At 58.9% G+C, this 21,584-nt stretch carries 21 protein-coding genes; 8 read left to right on the top strand and 13 right to left on the bottom strand.

What is annotated here, in order from left to right:
- Positions 1–252: 252 nt before the first annotated feature.
- Positions 253–816 (bottom strand): D-glycero-beta-D-manno-heptose 1,7-bisphosphate 7-phosphatase, encoded by a 564-nt coding sequence (gmhB, locus tag AC6BYQ_RS24155; RefSeq protein WP_015378880.1) that lies wholly within the window; start codon positions 814–816, stop codon positions 253–255.
- Positions 817–1,004: 188 nt separating this feature from the next.
- On the opposite strand from gmhB, the gene metN reads away from it, so the two are divergent.
- The 6 genes from metN to proS all read left to right on the top strand — a co-directional run bounded on the left by metN (position 1,005) and on the right by proS (position 6,591).
- Positions 1,005–2,036, top strand: a complete 1,032-nt coding sequence (gene metN, locus AC6BYQ_RS24150; RefSeq protein WP_019455782.1) for a methionine ABC transporter ATP-binding protein MetN — start codon at positions 1,005–1,007, stop codon at positions 2,034–2,036.
- Entirely contained in the window at positions 2,029–2,682 is a 654-nt protein-coding gene (locus AC6BYQ_RS24145; protein ID WP_004932010.1) for a methionine ABC transporter permease MetI, read from the top strand. The genes metN and AC6BYQ_RS24145 overlap by 8 nt, the downstream gene beginning before the upstream one ends.
- A gap of 39 nt (positions 2,683–2,721) precedes the next feature.
- Entirely contained in the window at positions 2,722–3,537 is an 816-nt protein-coding gene (locus AC6BYQ_RS24140) for a MetQ/NlpA family lipoprotein (RefSeq protein ID WP_019455780.1), read from the top strand.
- 114 nt (positions 3,538–3,651) lie between these two features.
- Positions 3,652–4,056 (top strand): envelope stress sensor lipoprotein RcsF, encoded by a 405-nt coding sequence (rcsF, locus tag AC6BYQ_RS24135; protein WP_004932006.1) that lies wholly within the window; start codon positions 3,652–3,654, stop codon positions 4,054–4,056.
- Complete coding sequence (tsaA, locus tag AC6BYQ_RS24130) at positions 4,053–4,760, top strand: tRNA (N6-threonylcarbamoyladenosine(37)-N6)-methyltransferase TrmO (RefSeq protein ID WP_498057651.1); 708 nt, start codon at positions 4,053–4,055, stop codon at positions 4,758–4,760. The genes rcsF and tsaA overlap by 4 nt, the downstream gene beginning before the upstream one ends.
- Before the next feature lie 112 nt (positions 4,761–4,872).
- Entirely contained in the window at positions 4,873–6,591 is a 1,719-nt protein-coding gene (proS, locus tag AC6BYQ_RS24125) for a proline--tRNA ligase (protein WP_025160245.1), read from the top strand.
- Between the two features lie 60 nt (positions 6,592–6,651).
- On the opposite strand, the gene nlpE is transcribed toward proS, so the two are convergent.
- From nlpE to AC6BYQ_RS24110, 3 genes are read right to left on the bottom strand one after another with little or no spacing between them, the layout of a single operon-like run.
- A complete protein-coding gene (gene nlpE / locus AC6BYQ_RS24120; protein ID WP_498057650.1) occupies positions 6,652–7,335 on the bottom strand; it encodes an envelope stress response activation lipoprotein NlpE in 684 nt (227 codons plus the stop codon).
- A gap of 29 nt (positions 7,336–7,364) precedes the next feature.
- Positions 7,365–7,778 carry an alternative ribosome rescue aminoacyl-tRNA hydrolase ArfB gene (gene arfB, locus AC6BYQ_RS24115; RefSeq protein WP_004931997.1) on the bottom strand — a complete coding sequence of 138 codons (414 nt, stop codon included), beginning with the start codon at positions 7,776–7,778 and terminating at the stop codon, positions 7,365–7,367.
- 3 nt (positions 7,779–7,781) lie between these two features.
- Positions 7,782–8,330, bottom strand: a complete 549-nt coding sequence (locus AC6BYQ_RS24110) for a YaeQ family protein (protein ID WP_019455774.1) — start codon at positions 8,328–8,330, stop codon at positions 7,782–7,784.
- 214 nt (positions 8,331–8,544) lie between these two features.
- Here AC6BYQ_RS24110 and AC6BYQ_RS24105 point away from each other — a divergent pair, with 214 nt between their 5' ends.
- Both AC6BYQ_RS24105 and rof read left to right on the top strand, forming a co-directional pair.
- Positions 8,545–8,745: a YaeP family protein gene (locus AC6BYQ_RS24105; protein ID WP_004931993.1), complete on the top strand. Its 201-nt coding sequence runs from the start codon at positions 8,545–8,547 to the stop codon at positions 8,743–8,745.
- Positions 8,732–8,995 (top strand): Rho-binding antiterminator, encoded by a 264-nt coding sequence (gene rof / locus AC6BYQ_RS24100; protein ID WP_004931991.1) that lies wholly within the window; start codon positions 8,732–8,734, stop codon positions 8,993–8,995. The genes AC6BYQ_RS24105 and rof overlap by 14 nt, the downstream gene beginning before the upstream one ends.
- A gap of 50 nt (positions 8,996–9,045) precedes the next feature.
- On the opposite strand, the gene AC6BYQ_RS24095 is transcribed toward rof, so the two are convergent.
- The 9 genes from AC6BYQ_RS24095 to accA form a co-directional block, all read right to left on the bottom strand.
- Positions 9,046–9,360: a c-type cytochrome gene (locus AC6BYQ_RS24095; protein ID WP_074055985.1), complete on the bottom strand. Its 315-nt coding sequence runs from the start codon at positions 9,358–9,360 to the stop codon at positions 9,046–9,048.
- The gene (tilS, locus tag AC6BYQ_RS24090; RefSeq protein WP_498057649.1) at positions 9,360–10,691 is read right to left on the bottom strand and encodes a tRNA lysidine(34) synthetase TilS; all 1,332 of its coding nucleotides are present in this window, start codon (positions 10,689–10,691) and stop codon (positions 9,360–9,362) included. Before tilS ends, AC6BYQ_RS24095 begins: the two co-directional genes overlap by 1 nt.
- A 56-nt stretch (positions 10,692–10,747) precedes the next feature.
- Positions 10,748–12,199 carry a dipeptide permease DtpD gene (dtpD, locus tag AC6BYQ_RS24085; RefSeq protein WP_019455771.1) on the bottom strand — a complete coding sequence of 484 codons (1,452 nt, stop codon included), beginning with the start codon at positions 12,197–12,199 and terminating at the stop codon, positions 10,748–10,750.
- 68 nt (positions 12,200–12,267) lie between these two features.
- A complete protein-coding gene (cadA, locus tag AC6BYQ_RS24080) occupies positions 12,268–14,406 on the bottom strand; it encodes a lysine decarboxylase CadA (protein ID WP_063917927.1) in 2,139 nt (712 codons plus the stop codon).
- A gap of 95 nt (positions 14,407–14,501) precedes the next feature.
- Entirely contained in the window at positions 14,502–15,845 is a 1,344-nt protein-coding gene (cadB, locus tag AC6BYQ_RS24075; RefSeq protein WP_019455769.1) for a cadaverine/lysine antiporter, read from the bottom strand.
- Between the two features lie 369 nt (positions 15,846–16,214).
- Positions 16,215–17,771: a lysine decarboxylation/transport transcriptional activator CadC gene (gene cadC / locus AC6BYQ_RS24070; protein WP_154747491.1), complete on the bottom strand. Its 1,557-nt coding sequence runs from the start codon at positions 17,769–17,771 to the stop codon at positions 16,215–16,217.
- Positions 17,772–17,860: 89 nt separating this feature from the next.
- Positions 17,861–18,250, bottom strand: coding sequence for a VOC family protein (locus AC6BYQ_RS24065; protein ID WP_019455767.1), 390 nt, complete (start codon positions 18,248–18,250; stop codon positions 17,861–17,863).
- Positions 18,251–18,357: 107 nt separating this feature from the next.
- Positions 18,358–20,502, bottom strand: a complete 2,145-nt coding sequence (locus tag AC6BYQ_RS24060) for a lysine decarboxylase LdcC (RefSeq protein WP_019455766.1) — start codon at positions 20,500–20,502, stop codon at positions 18,358–18,360.
- Between the two features lie 111 nt (positions 20,503–20,613).
- Positions 20,614–21,573, bottom strand: a complete 960-nt coding sequence (gene accA / locus AC6BYQ_RS24055) for an acetyl-CoA carboxylase carboxyl transferase subunit alpha (protein ID WP_019455765.1) — start codon at positions 21,571–21,573, stop codon at positions 20,614–20,616.
- Between the last annotated feature and the right edge of the window lie 11 nt (positions 21,574–21,584).

The following is a 21,584-nucleotide window of genomic DNA, read 5'->3' as shown; positions in this document are numbered from 1 at the left end:
ATTGTCTGATAAATTGTTAAAGAGCAGTGAGTTAGGCGCTTTCGCTTGCTAACTCGAGGTGGCGTATATTACGCTTTCCTCTTTCAGAGTCAACCCTAATTTTCAGGATTTTTTCTCTTTCTTCCCGGCCGCTGTGTGAAGTGAATCACTTGCGCCGTGTCGATGGAGGCGCATTATAGGGAGCCGGTTCAGAATGACAAGCGATAATATGCTTTTTTTATCTGACCGCTCACTATTCATTCGTAACGCCTATTAAACCCGCTTTTTGATGGCTGCCGGCAGGTCCGCCAGGCTATTTAGCACCCAATCGGCCAACTTTTCGCCCTGCTCCGTCACCGGCTTGCCGGTACGCACCAGCACCTTGGTGCCGACGCCGGCCGCGATCGCCGCCTGCATGTCTTCCGGTTTATCGCCCACCATATAAGAAGCGGCCATATCGATGTTCAATTCCTGCTGCGCTTGCAGCAGCATGCCCGGCTGCGGTTTACGGCAGTCGCACACCTGACGATACTCTTCTACTACCGCCTCCGGATGATGCGGGCAGAAATAGATGCCGTCGAAGTCAACGTCGCGATCGGCCAGCGACCAATCCATCCACTCGGTCAGGTACATAAACTGGTCTTCGCTGAACTTGCCGCGCGCAATGCCGGACTGATTGGTCACCATCACCAGCGCGAAGCCCATCTTTTTGAGTTCGCGACAGGCGTCAATCACGCCGTCGATAAAGTGGAAGTTGTCGATTTCATGGACATAACCATGGTCAACATTAATCGTACCGTCACGATCGAGAAAAATTGCTGGAACGCTTTGTGTCACCGCTTTGCTCCTGAGGGCCTGTATACGCTGACAGTATCGCATGTTTTACCCCACGCTGAGAACGCCGGAGAACGTCGTTGGTCGTTGACTTAGACGTCTAGACGCCTTAACATCTGATCCATACCTTGGTTCCACGCCGAGGTTTACTTTTATCTAGCCACGGGCAACCACGCTAAAATAAGAAGAATATGATTAAACTTTCTAACATCACTAAAGTGTTCCAGCAGGGTTCGCGCACCATTACCGCGCTCTCTGACGTGACCCTTCACGTCCCTGCCGGGCAAATCTATGGCGTTATCGGGTCTTCCGGTGCCGGCAAAAGCACGCTGATCCGCTGCGCTAACATGCTTGAGCGCCCCACTTCCGGCCAGGTACTGGTCGATGGCCAGGATCTGACGTCCCTGTCGGAAAGCGAACTGACGCGCGCCCGCCGCCAAATCGGCATGATCTTCCAGCACTTCAACCTGCTCTCTTCCCGCACGGTGTTCGGTAACGTGGCGCTGCCGCTGGAGCTGGACAATACGCCGCGCGCCGAGATCAAGAAACGCGTGACCGAACTGCTGGAGCTGGTTGGCCTGGCGGACAAACACGACGCCTACCCGGCCAACCTGTCCGGCGGCCAGAAACAGCGCGTGGCGATCGCCCGTGCGCTGGCCAGCAACCCTAAAGTGCTGCTGTGCGACGAAGCCACCAGCGCGCTGGATCCGGCCACCACCCGTTCCATCCTGGAACTGCTGAAAGACATCAACCGCCGCCTGGGCCTGACCATTCTGCTGATCACCCACGAAATGGACGTGGTGAAACGCATCTGCGACCAGGTCGCGGTCATCAGCCAGGGGCAGCTGATCGAAAAAGACAGCGTCAGCGAAGTGTTCTCACACCCGAAAACCCCGCTGGCCCAACAGTTCATTCAGTCCACGCTGCATCTGGATATCCCGGACGACTACGCCGCGCGCCTGTCGCCGGAGCGTCAGGGCGGCCGCCAGCCGCTGCTGCGTCTGGAGTTCACCGGCCAGTCGGTCGATGCGCCGCTGCTGTCTGAAGCCGCTCGCCGCTTCAACGTGAACAACAACATTATCAGCGCCCAGATGGATTATGCCGGCGGCGTGAAATTCGGCGTGATGCTGGCGGAGCTGCACGGCAGCGACGAAGACGCGCTGGCGACGATTAAGTTCCTGCAAGAAAATCAGGTAAAAGTAGAGGTTCTGGGTTATGTCTGAGGCAATGATGTGGTTGATGGCGCGTGGCGTATGGGAAACCGTCATGATGACCTTTGTCTCCGGCTTCTTCGGTTTCGTGCTCGGCCTGCCGGTAGGCGTGCTGTTGTATGTCACCCGCCCGGGGCAGATCATCGCCAACAATTCGCTGTATAAAATTTTGTCCGGGCTGGTGAACATCTTCCGTTCCATCCCGTTCATTATCCTGCTGGTTTGGATGATTCCGTTTACCCGCATGATCGTCGGCACCTCGATCGGTCTGCAGGCGGCCATCGTGCCGTTGACCGTGGGCGCCGCGCCGTTCATCGCGCGCATGGTGGAAAACGCCCTGCTGGAAATCCCGTCCGGCCTGGTGGAAGCCGCGCGCGCCATGGGCGCCACGCCGATGCAGATCATCAAGAAAGTGTTGCTGCCGGAAGCCCTGCCGGGCCTGGTTAACGCCGCGACCATCACCCTGATCACTCTGGTGGGTTACTCGGCCATGGGCGGCGCTGTCGGCGCCGGCGGCCTGGGGCAAATCGGTTACCAATACGGTTATATCGGTTATAACGCCACAGTGATGAATACCGTATTAGTATTACTGGTAGTTTTGGTTTATCTGATCCAGTTCTGCGGCGATCGCATCGTCAAAGCCGTTACCCATAAATAGTTTCACAGCATATTAATGCGAGTCTAATGAGGAAGGGATATGTCGTTAAAATTTAAATCCATCGCGGCAATTGGCGCACTGATCGGCACTCTGGCTCTGACGGGCTGCGGCCAGGATGAAAAGAATCCAAACCACATCAAAGTCGGTGTGATCGTCGGTGCTGAGCAGCAAGTCGCCGAAGTGGCGCAGAAAGTGGCGAAAGAGAAATACGGTCTGGACGTCGAGCTGGTGACCTTCAACGACTACGTGCTGCCTAACGAAGCGCTGAGCAAAGGCGATATCGATCTGAACGCCTTCCAGCACAAGCCTTATCTGGACCAGCAGATCAAAGACCGCGGTTACAAGCTGGTGCCGGTCGGCAACACCTTCGTTTACCCGATCGCCGGTTACTCCAAGAAAATCAAATCGCTGGACGAGCTGAAAGAAGGTTCGCAGATCGCGCTGCCTAACGATCCGACCAACCTGGGCCGTTCGCTGCTGCTGCTGCAGAAAGTCGGTCTGATCAAGCTGAAAGACGGCGTTGGCCTGCTGCCGACCGTGCTGGACGTGACCGAGAACCCGAAAAACCTGAAGCTGGTTGAGCTGGAAGCGCCTCAGCTGCCGCGTTCTCTGGACGATCAGCAGATCGCGCTGGCGGTGATCAACACCACCTACGCCAGCCAGATCGGCCTGACGCCGGCGAAAGACGGTCTGTTCGTGGAAGATAAAGACTCGCCTTACGTCAACCTGCTGGTTGCGCGCGAAGATAACAAAGATGCGGAAAACGTGAAGAAATTCGTTCAGGCCTATCAGTCTGACGAAGTTGACGCAGCCGCCAACAAAATCTTCAACGGCGGAGCGGTGAAAGGCTGGTAAGCGCTTATTCACCCATTTTATTCCTATAATTGCAAGACGGGCCAAGGCCCGTCTTGTTATTTCCGCCATAGCTTGCTTCAATAGCGCCACTTTCATTAAGGCAGAGGAATCTCAATGCGTGTTTTACCTCTCTGTTTGTTAGCGCTCGCGCTGGCCGGATGTTCATCGCAGCGTATCGCGCCATCCTCAACAAGCAGCACCAGCAAGCCGACCACCACCGCTCCGGCCAAAACCACGCCGGCCGCCCGCCCCGCTCCGGTAAAACTGTATAAAAGTGCAGAAGAACTCGTGGGCAAGCCGTTCCGCGATCTGGGTGAAGTGTCCGGCGAATCGTGCCAAACCACCGTGCAAGACTCTCCACCAAATCTGGCCACCGCCCGTAAACGCATGCAAATCCGTGCGTCTTACATGAAGGCCAACGCCGTGCTGCTGCACGACTGCCAGATTGTCAGCGGCGTCGCCGGTTGCTATCAGCAGGCCGTTTGTCAGGGCTCGGCGCTTAACGTCTCGTCCAAATGACCGAATTCGTTTTCGAGCAGATCGGCGTGATCCACTCGCCGTATAAAGAAAAATTCGCCGTTCCCCGCCAACCGGGGCTGGTCGAAGACGGCGGCGGTGAACTGCTGCTGCTGCCGCCCTACAACCAGGCGGAAGCGGTGCGAGGCCTCAGCGATTTCAGCCATCTGTGGGTGATGTTCATCTTCCATCAAACCATGGAGGGCGGCTGGCGGCCAACGGTGCGCCCACCGCGCCTGGGCGGCAATGCCCGTATGGGCGTGTTCGCCACTCGCTCCACCTTTCGCCCCAATCCGCTCGGCATGTCCCTCATTGAACTGAAAGGCGTGCGGGTAAAAAACGGCGAAGTGGCGCTCGAGCTGGGCAGCCTCGATCTGGTCGACGGCACCCCGGTGGTGGACATCAAGCCTTATCTGCCGTTCGCCGAGAGCCAGCCGCAGGCCCGCGCCGGTTTTGCCCAGGCCGCGCCCGCCGGCGATATGCCGGTGCGTTTTGCGCCGCAGGCCGAGCAGCAGCTGCAGCAACATCAGGCGCACTATCCGCATTTAAGGCGTTTTATCAGCCAGGTGCTGGCGCAAGATCCCCGTCCCGCCTATCGTAAAGGAGAGGACGTCGAACGGGATTACGCCGTCTGGCTGCTGGATTTCAACGTGCGCTGGCGCGTCGTGGACGGTCACACCGAAGTGCTGTCGCTCGACCCGCGTTAAAATTCCGCCGCCTCTCTTTTGGCGACCCGCTCGCGCTGGTAAACTAAATCACTTTTTGGCCGCCACTCTGGCAGCCCGATGCAATTTGCAGTTCTAACGGAACCAAAACACCATGCGTACTAGCCAATATCTGCTCTCCACTTTGAAGGAGACACCTGCCGACGCCGAAGTGATCAGCCACCAGCTGATGCTGCGCGCCGGGATGATCCGCAAGCTGGCCTCCGGTCTTTACACCTGGCTGCCGACCGGCCTGCGCGTTCTGAAAAAGGTTGAAAACATCGTTCGCGAAGAAATGAACAATGCTAACGCGATCGAAGTTTCCATGCCGGTGGTTCAGCCTGCCGATCTGTGGCAGGAAAGCGGCCGTTGGGAGCAATACGGCCCCGAGCTGCTGCGCTTCGTCGACCGCGGCGATCGTCCGTTCGTACTGGGCCCGACGCATGAAGAAGTGATCACCGATCTGATCCGCAACGAGATCAGTTCGTACAAACAGCTGCCGCTGAACTTCTTCCAGATCCAGACCAAGTTCCGTGATGAAGTGCGCCCGCGTTTCGGCGTGATGCGTTCCCGTGAGTTCCTGATGAAGGATGCCTACTCCTTCCACACCTCACAGGAGTCTCTGCAGGAGACTTACGACGCAATGTACGAAGCGTACAGCAAAATCTTCAGCCGCATGGGCCTGGATTTCCGTCCGGTGCAGGCGGATACCGGCTCGATCGGCGGCAGCGCCTCGCACGAATTCCAGGTGCTGGCGCAGAGCGGTGAAGACGATATCGTGTTCTCCACCGGCTCCGATTTCGCCGCTAACATCGAGCTGGCGGAAGCGGTCGCTCCGGCAGAGCCGCGCGCCGCAGCCAGCGAAGAGCTGCGCCTGGTGGATACGCCGAACGCCAAAACCATCGCCGAGCTGGTCGAGCAATTCCAGCTGCCGGTGGAAAAAACCGTGAAGACGCTGATGGTTCGCGCCACCGAAGAGAGCGGCCACAAGCTGGTCGCCCTGCTGGTGCGCGGCGATCACGAGCTGAACGAAGTCAAGGCCGAGAAGCTGGCGCAGGTTGCCTCGCCGCTGACCTTCGCCACCGAAGAAGAGATCCGCGCCATCGTCGGTGCCGGCCCAGGCTCGCTTGGCCCAGTCAAGCTGCCGATGCCGGTGGTTGCCGATCGCAGCGTAGCGGCGATGAGCGATTTCGGCGCCGGTGCCAACGTTGACGGCAAACACTACTTCGGCATCAACTGGGAGCGCGATCTGCCGCTGCCGCAGGTGGCCGATATCCGTAACGTGGTGGAAGGCGACGCCAGCCCGGACGGTCAGGGTACGCTGCTGATCAAACGCGGCATCGAAGTGGGCCATATCTTCCAGCTCGGCACCAAGTACTCGGAAGCGATGAAAGCGACCGTGCAGGGTGAAGACGGCCGCAACCAGGTGCTGACCATGGGTTGCTACGGCATCGGGGTCACGCGCGTCGTGGCTGCCGCCATCGAGCAGAACCACGACGAACGCGGCATCATCTGGCCGGACGCCATCGCGCCGTTCCAGGTGGCGATCCTGCCGATGAACATGCACAAGTCATTCCGCGTGCAGGCGCTGGCGGAAGAGCTGTACAACACCCTGCGCTCCCACGGCATCGATGTGATCCTCGATGACCGCAAAGAGCGTCCGGGCGTGATGTTCGCGGATATGGAACTGATCGGCGTGCCGCACTCTATCGTTATCGGCGACCGTAACCTCGATAACGAAGAGATCGAGTACAAGAACCGCCGCGTCGGCGAGAAGCAAATGATCAAAACCGGCGAAATCGTTGATTTCCTGCTGGGCCAGATCAAACGCTAAGCGCCGATCGCCAGAGAATAAAAAACCCGCCTAGGCGGGTTTTTTTATATCCGAAACGCGTTACTTGCTGCTGCAGCTTTTGCTGCGGTCGAACGCGATCTTGCCGTCCGGCACCACCGCTTTTTCAATCTGCCCCTCTTCCATCGACGGCTGCACGCTGAAGTGCGCGTTGAAGGTCAGGAACACCGGCTCGCCGGCAGTCTTATTGGCCTTGGCGTAACCTTGCTCCAGCGCGATGTTGTTATCCACCGGGAAAGTGATGCCGGTGGCGCAATCTTTGAACACCGCCGCGTCGGCCATATAGCTGTAGCTGCCTTTCATCACCATCGGGGTTTTAGGCAACGGCTTTTCGACCGGCTCCAGACGGTAATTCAGCTTGGACTCGATCGGCGCGCCGCTGCGGTCCAGCATTTCCAGGCTCTTGCCCACCGGACGGAAGTAGCGTTTCTCGCCGGTGCTGTCGATCAGCACCAGCTTATCCGCGGTGCGCGCCCATTTGCCGTAGTCGGCAAAGGTCTGATCGCCGTCTTTGCTGCCGCGATAGGTTTCCTGCAGCACAAAAGTACCGTCTTCATCCAGGAACAGCGCCGTATCCAGACCGCCGCAATCGGCGCAAGGCAACACCCCTTGATAACTCTGCGGCATCGCCTGCAGCGGTTGTTCCTTCGGCTGATAATGATTGTTGCATCCCAACAACGAGAGTGCGCCTGCCGCCAAGAACAGGGCTATCGTAATTTTCTTCACAGTTATTCTCCTACTGTGTTCATGTATTCCTAAGTGCGAACCTTGCCACGCAGCGCCTTGGTGGCGCCTTTGCGCGTCTTGCCTTCCAGGCGACGCAGTTTCGCTCCTTTCGTCGGCTTGGTCGCCTTGCGCGTTTTTTCCACCACCATCGCCTGCTGAATCAACGCGACCAGCCTGGCCAACGCCGCTTCGCGATTCAATTCCTGACTGCGATACTCTTGCGCCTTGATAATCACCACGCCATCGGCAGTAATTAAATGGTGATTCAGCGCCAGCAGCCTTTCCTTATAATACTCTGGCAGGCTGGATGCCCGGATGTCAAAGCGCAAATGGATCGCCGTTGAGGTTTTGTTCACGTGCTGACCGCCCGCGCCCTGCGCGCGGATCGCCGTCAATTCCAGCTCATTATCCGGTATGGCTACGTTTCTTGACAGTTCCAGCACCGGTCACACCTGCGCCTGCTGCCACTCGGCAAACTGGATTTCCAGACTATTCTGAGCATCGGACAGCCAAATAGTTCCCTCTTGCAGCGTCGCCTGCAGCGTCATGGTGCGGCTGGCCAGCGCCGTCAGCCGTGCCAGCTGATCGTCGTCGAGGAAGCGTACGCTCAGGTTCTTGTAACCGGCCACTTTGCCCTGCATCGCCTGCCACCAAACGTGCGCGGCGCGCTCGCCGTAAGCGTACAACACCACGCGCGGTGACTGGTTGCAGGCCTTGCGAATGCGCTTCTCGTCGGGCAACCCCATCTCGATCCACATTTCCAGCCCGTTATGGTCGTTGCGCTGCCAGATCTCCGGCTCGTCGTCGGCGCTCAGCCCTTTGGTGAACACCAACCGTTCGTCGGCATGGCAGATCCAGGCCAGCAGGCGCAGCATCATGCGCTGTTCGTTTTCGGACGGGTGTTGCGCCAGCGTCAGCGCGGCGTCGTGGTAGAAATGACGATCCATATCAGCGATATTGACCGCGGCTTTATAAATGGTTGCTTTCAGCGCCATGGGTGACCTCGTAATTATCCGGCGACAGTGTACTTGATCAGGGCCGAACGCCGCCAGCGCAGCCCGGCCCGGCGCAGAGCGAAAGGCGTGTCGGGGTGCTGATAACTCCATAACAGCTGTGCTATAGTCGTCTAGGATAGGATAAAACTCCGAGAGCCTGCGCCTCATCGCGAGAGCGGTCTTGATGATGCAGAGGTTCTTAAGGGAGGAAACTGTGCAACAATACTGTGAGTTAGTACGCCGTACTTACGCCGAGATTGGCAGTGGAGATCTTGGCTACGTGCCTGATGCGCTGGCTTGTGCGTTAAAGGCATTGGACGATGTCGCAGCGAACGACGCGCTACCGTCCTCCGTTAGGGAACAGGCGGCCTTTGCCGCCGCTAACTTATTGGTGAGCGACTATGTTGATGAATGATGAGTACCAACCCATCAATTGCGATGACTACGACAACCTGGAACTCGCCTGTCAGCATAAACTTATTCTGAAGCTGGAGTTACGCGACGGAGAAGTGATCGAGGCCAAGGCGATCGACCTGCTGCAAAAGAAACGCGTTGAGTATCTGACCATCGAGCAGAACGGCCAGCAGCGCGACCTGCGTCTGGACCATATCAGCAGTTTCAGTCATCCGGAAATCGGTACCGTGGTCGTCAGTCTGTCAGACTGAGCAGCGGTAACCCCATCCCAACAGGGCAGCCTACCGGCTGCCCTCGTCATTTATGGCTTCAGGCTGGCGTAATAGGCCGCCAGATCGGCGATATCATCCTCCGACAGGCCGGACACATAGGCCTTCATCACCTCGGCCTGGCCGCCGTTGCGCTCTCCTTTCTTGTACGCCTGCAGCGCGTGCTGCAGGTACATGGCGTTCTGCCCGGCCAAATTCGGGTACATCGGCACCGTCACCTTGCCCTGTGCGCCGTGGCAAGCCGCGCAGGCAGCGGCTTTCGCCTGACCGGCGGCCGCATCCCCCGCCGCCAATGCCGGCAGGCTGAACAGGCCGGCGGCCAACAGCGTGATCCCCACAAACTTCATCATTGCTCCTCACGATTATGATTTTTTTCCCAGCGCAGTCGCCACGGGCGTTCGTCTTCCGCCACTTGCCCCGCCTCACAGACGAATGTGCCCAGGGCGGCGATCAGCTGCTCATCATAATAAATCAACGGGATGCGATCACGCTGCCAGGGAGGAATCCCCAGCTCCTGCCACAGTTTTTTTATCGGTCGCGAATGGGAGCGCCCTACGATGCGCACGGTGCCCTGCACGCCGCCGAAACGAATGCTGATCCGCTGCGCTGGCTGCGGCGCGCGCAGCGCCAGTTCGCCCTCGCCGGCGATCAGGCGCCCCAGCCCGTCCGGCAACGCCAGTGGCTCGTCAGGCCGCCAGGGCAGATGCACACCGCGCAGCGTCGCCAGCGGCGGCAGCAGGTGCAGTCGGCCACGGAAACGGCGGATCTGATAGGCGCCGAGCTGCAGCTGCGGTTCAGCGTCTTCCCGGCTGAGCGCCACCTCCTCCCACAGGCGCTGTAGCTGCTCACGCGCCGGCATAGTGACGTTAAACAACGCGATCCAGCGCCGCAGCAAGGCGAAACGCCGTACCGGAGAACAGTCCGTCAGACCGTCGATCGCCAATGAGCGATCTGCCGCCAACAGGCTTTGCAGCGGTTCCGCCAGCAGTTCGTCCAACAGCTGCTCCTGCTCGGCGCACAGGCTGGCGCTGCGCGCCACCGCCGAAGCGAAGTGCGGCCAGCGCTGGTTGAGCTGCGGCAAAACCTGCAAACGCAGGAAATTGCGATCGAAGCGCGTGTCCTGATTGCTGTCGTCATCGATCCAGCTTAAGGCGTGGCGCTGCGCATAGCTTTCCAGCGTCTGGCGCGAACAGCCCAGCAATGGCCGCAACAACAGATGCTCGCCCAACGTGGTGCGCGCCGCCATCGCCGACAATCCCGCCGGCCCGCTGCCGCGCTTGAGCGCCAACAGGAAAGTTTCGCTTTGATCGTCAAGGTGTTGAGCGGTAAGCAGCGCTTCGCCCTCCGCCAGGGCGGCGCTGAAGGCGGCATAGCGCGCCGCACGCGCCGCCGCTTCGATGCCGCCCTGGCGGGCGTCCACCTGCACGTGCGTCACCGTCAGCGGCACCTGCCAGTCGGCGCAGCGGCGGCGGCAATGCTTCACCCAGCGGTCGGCGAAAGCGCTCAGGCCGTGGTGCACGTGCAATGCACGCAGCTGCAGCGCCGGACGTTGGCGGCGCAATGCCGCCAGCAGATGCAGCAGCACGCTGGAGTCCAGACCGCCGCTGAACGCCACCAGCAGCCGCTGCTGCGCGCCCAGCTGGTCCGCCACCAGCGTCGTTAATTGATCAGTATCCATCGGTAGGCTTTGTCACTTCTACATAGCTGCACGTTAACTCCGCCTACCGTCATCAATCAAGCATTAACCGTCCGGGCCTGGCGTCGCGTCAGCAGCCACCAGCCGCCCAGCACCGCGATCACCGCCAGCGCGCACCCGGCAGCTCCCCAGCCGATCTGAGCGAAAATGCGGCCATACGCCTGCATCGCCGCCCCTTCGATATGATCCTCGGCGGTCTGATTGGCGATAATGCCCGCCAGATAGTTGGCTATCGAGCCGGTCGCCAGCATATAGATGCCGGTCAACACCCCGGTGGCGCCGGGAATGTTCAGCCGGGTGATCTGCGCCATCGCCACCGGATCGATAAACAGTTCGGCGAAGCCCATCACCGCCAGGCCGGCGATCATCAGCCCCATCGATCCCGGCCCGTGCAGCCGCGTATTGAGCGCCATCAGCGTAAAGCCGACGCCGATCAGCAGCAGGCCAAAGGCGAACTTGCACCAGATGCGCAGCGTGCGATCGCCCGCGCCATCGCCGCTAGCCAGCCACGCCAGCGCCACGCCGCCCAGCATCACCGCGCAGGCGTTAACCGACTGGAACAGCGCGGTCGGCACCGTCCAGCCGAACCAGCGCCGATCGACGAAGTGATCGATAAACAGGCTGATGGAGCTGCCACCCTGCTGGGCAAAGGCCCAGAACAGCGTACCCAGCAGCATCAGCGCAACGATCTGCCACAGGCCCCGGCGCTGGCCGGCGTCCGCTCGCAGCATAATACGCGCCACCAGCACCACCGCCGCCACGCACACCAGCCCGAGCAAATAACCGGCCCAGTCGCGCACAAACAACAGCGTGAAGAACAGCGGCGATGCCAGCAACGCCGCCAACAGCCAGCCCCAGTGCGGCAAACCCAGGCTTCTGGCGCGCATCAGCGGTGCATTCACGCCGCGAGTGTGGCGGAAATGACGCCCGCCCAGCAGGAAGATCACCAGGCCGGCGAACATGCCGATCCCGGCCAACGCAAAGCCGACGTGCCAGCCATAGCGCTCGGCCGCCAACCCACAGGCGATCGGCGCCAAAATAGATCCGACGTTACCGGCGGCGTACAGCAGCGAGAAGCCTCCCTCGCGGCGCGAGTCCTGCGCCGGGTACAGCTCGCCCAGCAGGCAGCTGATATTGGATTTGAACAGGCCGTAACCGCAGATGATGATCGCCAGCGCCAGATAGAGCGACTGGGCGGAGACCGCGCTCAGGCCGAGCACGATATGCCCCAGGGTCATCAGCGCCGCGCCGGCGATCACCGCGACGCGGTTGCCCAGCAGGCGGTCGGCGAGCCAGCCGCCCAAAATAGGAGTGACGTAAACTAACGAAGCGTAAGCGCTGTAGAGATCGATGGCGCGGCTGTCGGTATAGCCGAGTTGGTGGGTCAGATAGAGAATCAGTAACGCACGCATGCCGTAAAAGCTGAAATATTCCCAAATTTGTATCGCTACGACATAGTAGATTGCGCGCGGCTGTGAGGGTGTTTTCATGTTGGTCTCCCATCAGTCGGTGAACGACAAAGGGGAAGCGCGAGCGCCTCCCCTGTTTTTGGCTGCGGTTATTTCGCCTTCAGCACTTTCACCCGATAACGTCCGTCCGCCTGACGATAGGCGCCGTGAATGTCGGTTTCAAAGCCCGGATAATGCGCGCCGATTTCGCACAGCATCTGCAAGAACTCAAGCACCGGCCGGCTCTCCTCGGTCAGCATTTCGCCCGGCATCACCAACGGCACGCCCGGTGGGTATGGCAGGATCATATTGGCGTTGACCTTGCCGACCATGTCCTCCAGATAGACCTCTTCCACTTCGCCGTGCAGCTCTTTCTGGAACGCCTGGTACGGGTTCATCACCATGGTTGGCAGCACTTCGAACGCGCGGTACATCAGATCCGGCAGGTTGTGTTGTTCCACCAGGCGGTGAATGTTCTGCGCCAGATCCTGAATGCGCATGTTTTCATAGAAATCAGGCGCTTCCTGATACAGCGAAGGCAGCATGTTTTTCACCCGCAGGTTCAGATCGAACGAGCGTTTGAAGTCGGTCATCGCGCGCAGCAGGCTGAGCGCCTTGGTTTTGTCGATGCCGATGCTGAACAGGAACAACAGGTTGTACGGCCCGGTTTTCTCGACGATGATGCCGCGTTCATCGAGGTATTTCGCCACGATGCTGGCCGGGATGCCGAACGGCTGCATCTCGCCTTCCTTGCTCATCCCCGGCGTCAGGATGGTGACCTTGATCGGATCGAGGTACATGTGTTCATTGTCGATGTTCTTGAAACCGTGCCAGGCGCTGTCGGAACGCAGCGGCCAGCATTCCGGCTCATCGATATGCTCCGGCTGCCAGACGTCGAAGAACCAGCCGTCGGATTCGACTTTCAGGCGTTTGATCTCTTTACGGAACTTGATCGCGCGTTCGATAGAGCCGTGGATCAGGCGCTTGCCGGCGTTGCCTTTCATCATCGCCGCGGCGGTTTCGGTAGAGGCCACGATGCCGTAGTGCGGCGAGGTGGTAGTGTGCATCATGTAGGCTTCGTTGAAGGTCTCTTCGTTGATGTCGCCCTTCACGTGGATCATCGACGCCTGCGAGAAAGCCGCCAACAGTTTGTGGGTGGACTGGGTTTCATAGATCACCTTGCCCTCCACGCGGCCGCCGCTCATGCCGCACTTGCCTTTATAGATCGGGTGGAAATTGGTGTAAGGCACCCAGGCGGAGTCAAAGTGGATAGATTTCACGTCCAGGGTGTTCTTGATAAAGTCGGTGTTGTACAGCAAGCCGTCATAGGTGGAGTTGGTGATCACCGCGTGCACCGGCCAGGTAGCGTTCGGGGTGTCCTTCACGCGTTTGGCGATGGTGGCGCGCTGGAACTCGCTCTGCGGAATGCCGCCGAGGATGCCGTAAGCGTTGCGGGTCGGGCGGAAGTAGATCGGCGTGATGTCACTCATCATCATCAGGTGAGTCAGCGACTTGTGGCAGTTACGGTCAATCAGCACCGTGCTGCCCGCCGGCGCCGAGTACATGCCGACGATCTTGTTGGCGGTTGAGGTGCCGTTGGTGACCATGTAGCTGCGTTCGGCGTTGAACACGCGAGAAATATACTCTTCCGCCTCTTTGTGCGGGCCGGAGTGATCCAGCAGCGATCCCAGCTCGGACACCGAAATCGAGATATCCGACTTCATGGTATTCGGGCCGAAGAAATCGTAGAACAGGCTGCCGACCGGGCTTTTCTGGAACGCGGTGCCGCCCATGTGGCCCGGCGTACAGAAGGTGTACTTGCCTTCGCGCACGTATTTGAACAGCGCCTTGGTCAGCGGCGGCAGGATGGTGTCGATATATTCGTCGGTATTCTGTTTGATCTTGGCGGCGATGTCGGTTGCCGCGCCGAGCGCATATTCGAAGAAGCGCACCTGCATGCGCAGATCGTTCAGGCTGACGTCCAGCGTGGAATAGGTGTTGGCGAACGCGTACAGCGGCATGTACTCGTTCAGTTGGCTGATCTCTTCGCACAGCTCCAGGTTGTATTTGTCCCAGTCGAAGATCACCCCACACAAGCGGGCATTGTTCTCGATCAGTTTCAGCAAGTCTTCGCGATCGTTAGGGTAAACGATGCGGAAATCCAGACTTTCCAGCGCCTGATGCAGTTCACGGATAGGCTCTTCTTTGAAGTAGACACCCATGTGATTCATGATGGCGATAACGTTCATATGCATTTCTCCTGGCAAAGCAAGCCCCTTCCCGTCGCGGCTGACAGGTCGGAAAGAAAGGGGCTGGGTAAATTCAGTCGGTCAGCGGACGCGAATCAGTGCGCTTTGGCCGTGGTGTTTTCATCGACCGCCGCTGCGCTGGCAGCCTGGCGGGTATTCATTTTCCGGGCGTAGAACATCAGGATAATCAGGCTGATGATAAAGGTGCCGGACAGTTCGAAAGAGTTGGCGCCCATCAGCGCGATGAAGCAGAAGCCGCAGCCGCACACTGAAGCGATCAGGCTCAGCAGGTTGCGTACGTTGACCCCTTCAAAGCGGATCAGGTCTACGCAGGAGTAGAAGTAAGGCAGCATGGTCAGCAGCACCGCGATACCGGTCAGCTCGCCGAACAGGTCGGACGCTTTGCCGCCGGCGGAGCTCATCAGGGTGATCAGCACCATCAGCGCGGTCATTTTGCAACCGGCCAGCAGCAGGCCTTTCTTCGGAATGCCGTTTTTATCCAGCTCGCCGTACACTTTCGGGAAATTGCCGTCGTTGGCGGCGCGTACCCCGGCCTGGCCGACCAGCATCATCCACGAACCGAGCGAGGTCAGGCAGGCGAAGGCGGTGAAGGCAGAAACCATCGGCGCCGCCCAGTTACCCATAATCGCCGAGGCGCTGATGGCGAACGGCGCGCCGCTGGCGGCCATTTCAGACGCCGGGAACATGCCGCTGATCACCTGGGTGGCGGCGATATAGATGATGCCCGCCAGACCGGTGCCGAGCATGGTCGCCAGCGGTACGGTGCGTTTCGGGTTTTTCACCATGCCGGTGCTGACCGCCGCGGATTCCACGCCGATGAACGCCCACAGGCACAGCAGGATACTTTTGATGACCGCATGGCTGTCGGTGGTGCCGGAGGTGTTCCAGTTAGCCTGGTAGGTAGCGGCGTCAAACCAGTGCCAGCCGATGGTGGCGGTCACGATCACCGGGATCAGCACCAACACCAGGCCCAGGGTGGTCAAACGGCTGACCCAGGTCCCGCCCAGCATGTTCACGAAGGTGAAGATCCACACGATGGCGATACAGGCAATACCGGCGGGCACCGGGTTGTTCAGCGCCGGGAAGAAGGTGGAGAGATAAGAAACGGCGGTAATGCCGATGGCCAGGTTACCGATCCAGTTGGCATGGTAATAAAGCACGCCGGTCTGGAAACCGAAGGCCGGAGAAATTTCACCGGCATAGGCGATAGGGCCGCCCTGCTGCGGGTTTTTGGTGGCGAGGCGGGCATACACATAGGCCAACGACATCGCCCCGATAATCGAGATCACCCATCCCCAGATGGCGATGGATCCGAGACTCGCCAGGTTGGCGGGCAATAAGGCAATCCCGCTCCCCATCATATTACCGGCGACGACGCCGGTGCAGGCAATAAGCCCTATTTTCTTGGGTGAAGCCATGGTCAGTTTCTCCTGATTTACGTTTCTTATAAGCCACACCCATAAATAAAATATTTTAATGAGCCGGCTTGATAGTCAGGATGCTAACCATCGACGGGAATAAAGTCCTAAAGATAAAGTGAGATTACGCTCATGATCATACAAATGATAACTTGAGGTTTTTCATTAACACATCAAGATAAAAAGGTAAGCTAAAGAAAAGATAAACATCATTTAAAAACAATAAGATGCAAAGGTTAAAAACGAATAACAAACGGCAAAAAAGAGATAATATCGCGCAGCAAAATAATACATTCATGCAACATGCCTTCACCAATAAATAACGCCGCCATGATCCCCAAAGAATAATGGCGGCGTGATATCGGTTAATTATTGGCGCTGATAGTTATTTAAATAAGGCACGACGTTGGTCAATGACGTCTGGAATACACCGTTGGTGATCCAATGCAATGTATCTTCGCCGGGACGCAGGTTGAAGGCAGTGATATAAGAGTCCGCCGCCAAATGGTTCTGCCCCTGCATTTCATACACCTTGCCCAACAGCACATAGTTCAGCCACGACATTTGCAGCTCAATCCCCAGATCGATAGCCCGGTGCGCTTCGTCAATGCGCCCCTGCGTCAAGGCATCTACCGCCAGAACCTGCTGCATAATCGGCGTGTTCTTCAATTCGGGGATCGTCGCCAGATGGCTGATATCGGCCCGCAATTGCGCCAATGCCTGGCTGTCGAACGGTTGATAAGAATTGCGCAGCACATCCACCAGCGCTTTTTCCGCCAGCAGGTAGTGGAAATTCGGCGCGCTTTTAATCAGATCGCTCAACTGAACGCTGGCGCGGGTCAACGAATCGGCGTCGCCGTGGATCAACAATTGATGTGCCTGGTAGAAACGCTGCAACAGCGGTCCGTTGTCGGGCAACAGCTGCGCCAGACGCTGCTCCAGCTGCGGCGGCCAGGGCTGTTTCAGCGCCGCGGACAGGCTGGAGAGGAAGTCGCTTTGGATCTTCAGCTGGTTATCGGCGGTGATGAAGTAACGCTTGTCCAACATGATCGAACTGTCGGCGTTATCCACCAGTCGCACGGACAGGAAACACTGCTGGGCGCGGTAGTGGCGCTGATTAACGAACTCGATATACAGCGACTTGCCCGAGTTGCTGGGGCCGGAATAGTTGTAGTTGGTCTGGTCGTGCACCAGGAAGGTCGAGTAAGTGTTCAACGAATCGGTAATCAGCTCGCTGACGCCCACCACATAAGAGAGCTGCGGCATCCAGTTGCTGCAGCTCTCGCCGCCCTGAATGCGGATATCGATATCGCGCGGGTTGAGCAGCACCGGCATGCTGGAGACCGGCACGCGCTGCGACAGCGTGGCGATGCCGACAAACGCCACGCAGACGCTCAGCGCACTCAGAAACGCCAGCCACACCCAGAACGTCGAGCGGCGATAAAAACGCGGCTTCTTCTCGCCGGGCGCAGCAGCCGGCGCGCTTGCCCGGCGCGGCGGCACATACGGCGTATCCTCTTCATCATCGCTGCCGTCTTCCGGCTCATGCATGATCACCGCGATCTGCGGCGCCTGAGCCAAAGCGGGCTGCGGCTCCCCTTCTTCACACCAGATCACCGAAGCCGCCAACTTATAACCGCGTTTGGGCACGGTAATAATGTATTCCTGACTGTCGCTGTCGCCGTCTTTCAGGTATTTGCGCAGTTCTGAAATGCATTGGGTCACCACGTGGTTGGTGACGATATTGCGCGTCCAGACATTGTCGATCAGCTCGTCGCGGCTCAGCACCACGTCAGGATGCCGGGCGAAATAGCACAGCATGTCGATCAGGCGCGGTTCCAGCGTTTTTTGGCGGCCGTCGCGGCTGATAGTGTTGTCGGCAGGGGTAACCAGCCACTCCCCGACGCGAAAAGCAGGCTCTTGCATGGCGGAAATAACTCTGTAGGCATGTAGGGCAAGGGCGCGATCATAGCATAACCGCCCCCGGCTGTGGCCGCCGGGAGGCGATTAAGCCGTTAACTCTCGTATAATTCTAACGGTAAACCATCGGGATCGCTGAAAAAGGTAAAGCGAGATTGGGTGTAAGGATCGACGCGCAGCGGTTCACAAGCGACGCCAGCCGCCTGCAGATGGGCGATAGCCTGCTCGATATCGTCAACGCTGAACGCCAGATGGCGCAGGCCGCAAGCCTCCGGGCGGCTGACCCGGGCCGGCGGCGAAGGGAAAGAAAACAGCTCGATGGTGTATTGCCCGTTGAGCGCCAGATCCGCTTTCCAGGAGTCGCGCTCCGCACGGTAGACTTCGCTCAGCAGGGTAAACCCGAGAATGTCGCAGTAAAAACGCTTGCTGGCAGCGTAGTCCGCGCCAATGATCGCGATGTGATGCACCTGACGTAACGCCAGCATAGAAACCCTCTTCTGTTCGTTTTGGTGGGGCACGGTATCCGGCGGCGGCAATGCCGTCAATGAGAAAGCCCGGCGCATCTTGCCAAACCGCCGGGCGCTTTATGCCATTATGGCTGCGGCGCTTTCAGCACCTTCACCAGATAACGCCCGTCTTCCGTCAGTTTGGCACCGTGGATGTCGGTTTCAAAGCCGGGGTAACGCTCGCCGATCGAACACAGCATCAGCAGGAAATCGAGTACCGCCCGGCTCTCTTCGGTGATCATTTCCCCCGGCATCACCAGCGGCACGCCCGGCGGATAAGGCAGGATCATATTGGCCGCCACCTTGCCCACCAACTGATCCAGCTCGCAAGTTTCCACATTGCCGCGCACCTGCTCCTGGAACATCTGGTGCGGCGTCAGCTTCATTTCCGGCAGCACGTCGAACGCCCGCTGCATCAGGCGCGGCAGATCGTGTTGGCAGATCAGGCGATGGATGCCGGCGGCCAGATCCTGAATGCGCATATGGCGATAAAAATCCGGATCTTCGGCATACAGATCCGGCAGCATGTTCTTCACCCGCAGGTTGAGATCGTAGGCGCGCTTGAAATCGGTCAGCCCGCGCAGCAGGCTCATCGCCTTGGTTTTGTCGATGCCGATGCTGAACAGGAACAGCAGGTTGTACGGCCCAGTCTTCTCCACCACGATGCCGCGCTCGTCGAGGTACTTCGCCACCAGCGCCGCCGGGATCCCCTCCTCCTCCAGCGCGCCCAGCTCGTTCATACCCGGCGTGAGGATCGTCACCTTGATCGGATCGAGATACATATGATCGCGATCGGTCTGGCCGAAACCGTGCCAGTTGTCGTCGGGATCCAGCGGCCAGCACTGCGCCTCATCGATCTCTTCCGGCTGCCAGATATCGAAGAACCAGCTGTCGCTCTCCTCGCGCAGCCGCTGTACTTCACGGCGGAAATGCAACGCGCGCTCCACCGAACGGTTGATCAAACGCCGCCCCGGGTTGCCGCGCAGCATGGCGGCAGCGGTCTCCATCGACGCCACGATGCCGTAGTGCGGCGAAGTGGTGGTGTGCATCATGTAGGCTTCGTTGAAAGTGCTTTCGTCGTAGTCGCCCTTGATATGAATCATCGAAGCCTGCGAGAAGGCCGCCAGCAGCTTGTGCGTCGACTGGGTTTCGTAAATCACCTTACCGGGCACCCGCTCGCCGCTCATGCCGCTTTTGCCGTCGTAAATCGGGTGGAAGTTGGTGTAAGGCACCCAGGCGGAATCGAAGTGGATCGACGGCACCTCCAGCGTCTGCTTGATGTAGTCGGTGTTGTACAGCAGGCCGTCATAGGTGGAATTGGTGATCACCGCGTGTACCGGCCAGGTGGCGTTCTGGGTCTCCTGCACCCGGGCGGCGATGCTGGCGCGGGTGAACTCGCGCTGCGGAATACCGCCGAGGATGCCGTAGGCGTTGCGCAGCGGGCGCAGGTAGATCGGCACGATATCGCTCATCATCAGCAGGTGGCACAGCGATTTGTGGCAGTTACGGTCGATCAGCACCGTGCTGCCCGCCGGCGCCGAATACATGCCGACGATCTTGTTGGCGGTGGAGGTGCCGTTGGTGACCAGATAGCTCTGCTCGGCGTTGAAGGTGCGCGCGATATACTCTTCGGCCTCGAGGTGCGGGCCGGTGTGATCCAGCAGCGAGCCGAGCTCGGTGACCGAAATTGAAATGTCGGCCTTCAGGGTATTGGCGCCGAAGAAGTCATAGAACAGGCAGCCCACCGGGCTTTTCTGGAACGCGGTGCCGGCCATGTGGCCCGGCGTGCAGAACGTGTACTTGCCTTCGCGCACGTAGTTGAACAGCGCCTTGGTCAGCGGCGGCGTAATGGTGTCGATGTATTCCGCCGTGTACTGCTGGATGCGCTGCGCGATATCGTCCGCCGCATTCAGACCGTACTCGAAGAAATAGAGCACCATGCGCATTTCATGCAGGCTGACGTCGAAGGTGGAATGAGTATTGATAAAGGCGTACAGCGGCAGGTATTCGTTCAGCTCGTTGATCTCGCTGCACAGCTCCAGGCTGTAGTCGTCCCAGTCGAAGATCACCCCGCAGATGCGGGCGTTGGCTTCGATCAGCTTCAGCAGGTCACCGCTGTTTTTAGGATACACCAGTTGGAATCCCATGGCGGCCAGCGCAGCGTGGAGCTCGCGAATCGGCTCATCTTTGTAGTAGACGCCCGTCGGGCCCATGATGGCGATGATATTCATCGGCAGCTCCTGTCAGTTAACGGCCAAGTCTCTATAACACCACGAAAATCCGGCGGTGTGTAGCCAAAAAAAAACCGCCCGAAGGCGGTTTCTTGCAGCGAACAACAGAACTCAGCAATAGCCGTAGTTCATCAGACGCTGATAGCGACGGTTGAGCAACTCTTCGTCGTTCAGACCGTCCAGATCTTTCAGGTCGGCCAACAGCTGCGCTTTCAGCGCGGCCGCCATCGCCGGCACGTCGCGGTGCGCGGAACCCAGCGGCTCCGGGATCACCGAGTCGATCAACTTCAGTTCTTTCAGACGCGGCGCAGTGATACCCATCGCTTCTGCGGCCAGCGGCGCCTTGTCGGCGCTCTTCCACAGGATGGAGGCGCAGCCTTCCGGCGAAATCACCGAATAGGTGCTGTACTGCAGCATGTTCACCTTGTCGCCCACACCGATCGCCAGCGCGCCGCCCGAGCCGCCTTCGCCGATGACGGTGCAGATGACCGGGATGTTCAGGCGCGACATCTCGCGCAGGTTGCGCGCGATGGCTTCTGACTGGCCGCGTTCTTCCGCACCCACGCCCGGATAAGCGCCCGGGGTATCGATAAAGGTAATGAGCGGCATCTTGAAGCGTGCGGCCATTTCCATCAGGCGCAGCGCCTTACGGTAACCTTCCGGCGCCGGCATACCGAAGTTGCGGCGGATCTTCTCTTTGGTTTCGCGGCCTTTCTGGTGCCCGATGATCATCACCGGGCGGCCATCCAGGCGCGCAATGCCGCCGACGATCGCTTTGTCGTCGGCGTAAGCGCGATCGCCCGCCAACTCTTCGAAGTCGGTAAAGATGTGTTTGATATAATCCAGGGTATAAGGACGGCGCGGGTGGCGTGCCAATTGGGCAATCTGCCAAGCCCCAAGATCGGCAAAAATCTTGCGCGTCAGCTCAACGCTCTTTTCACGCAGGCGCTGAACCTCTTCGTCCAGATTAATATCTAATTTTTCGTCTTGACGGCTGACTGCAGTCAGCGAGTCAATTTTCGCTTCCAGCTCTGCAATCGGCTGTTCAAAATCAAGAAAATTCAGACTCATAGCATTCCTAT

Source organism: Serratia sp. LTN-2, assembly GCF_059740205.1.
This window is presented reverse-complemented; position numbering and strand designations above follow the sequence as displayed.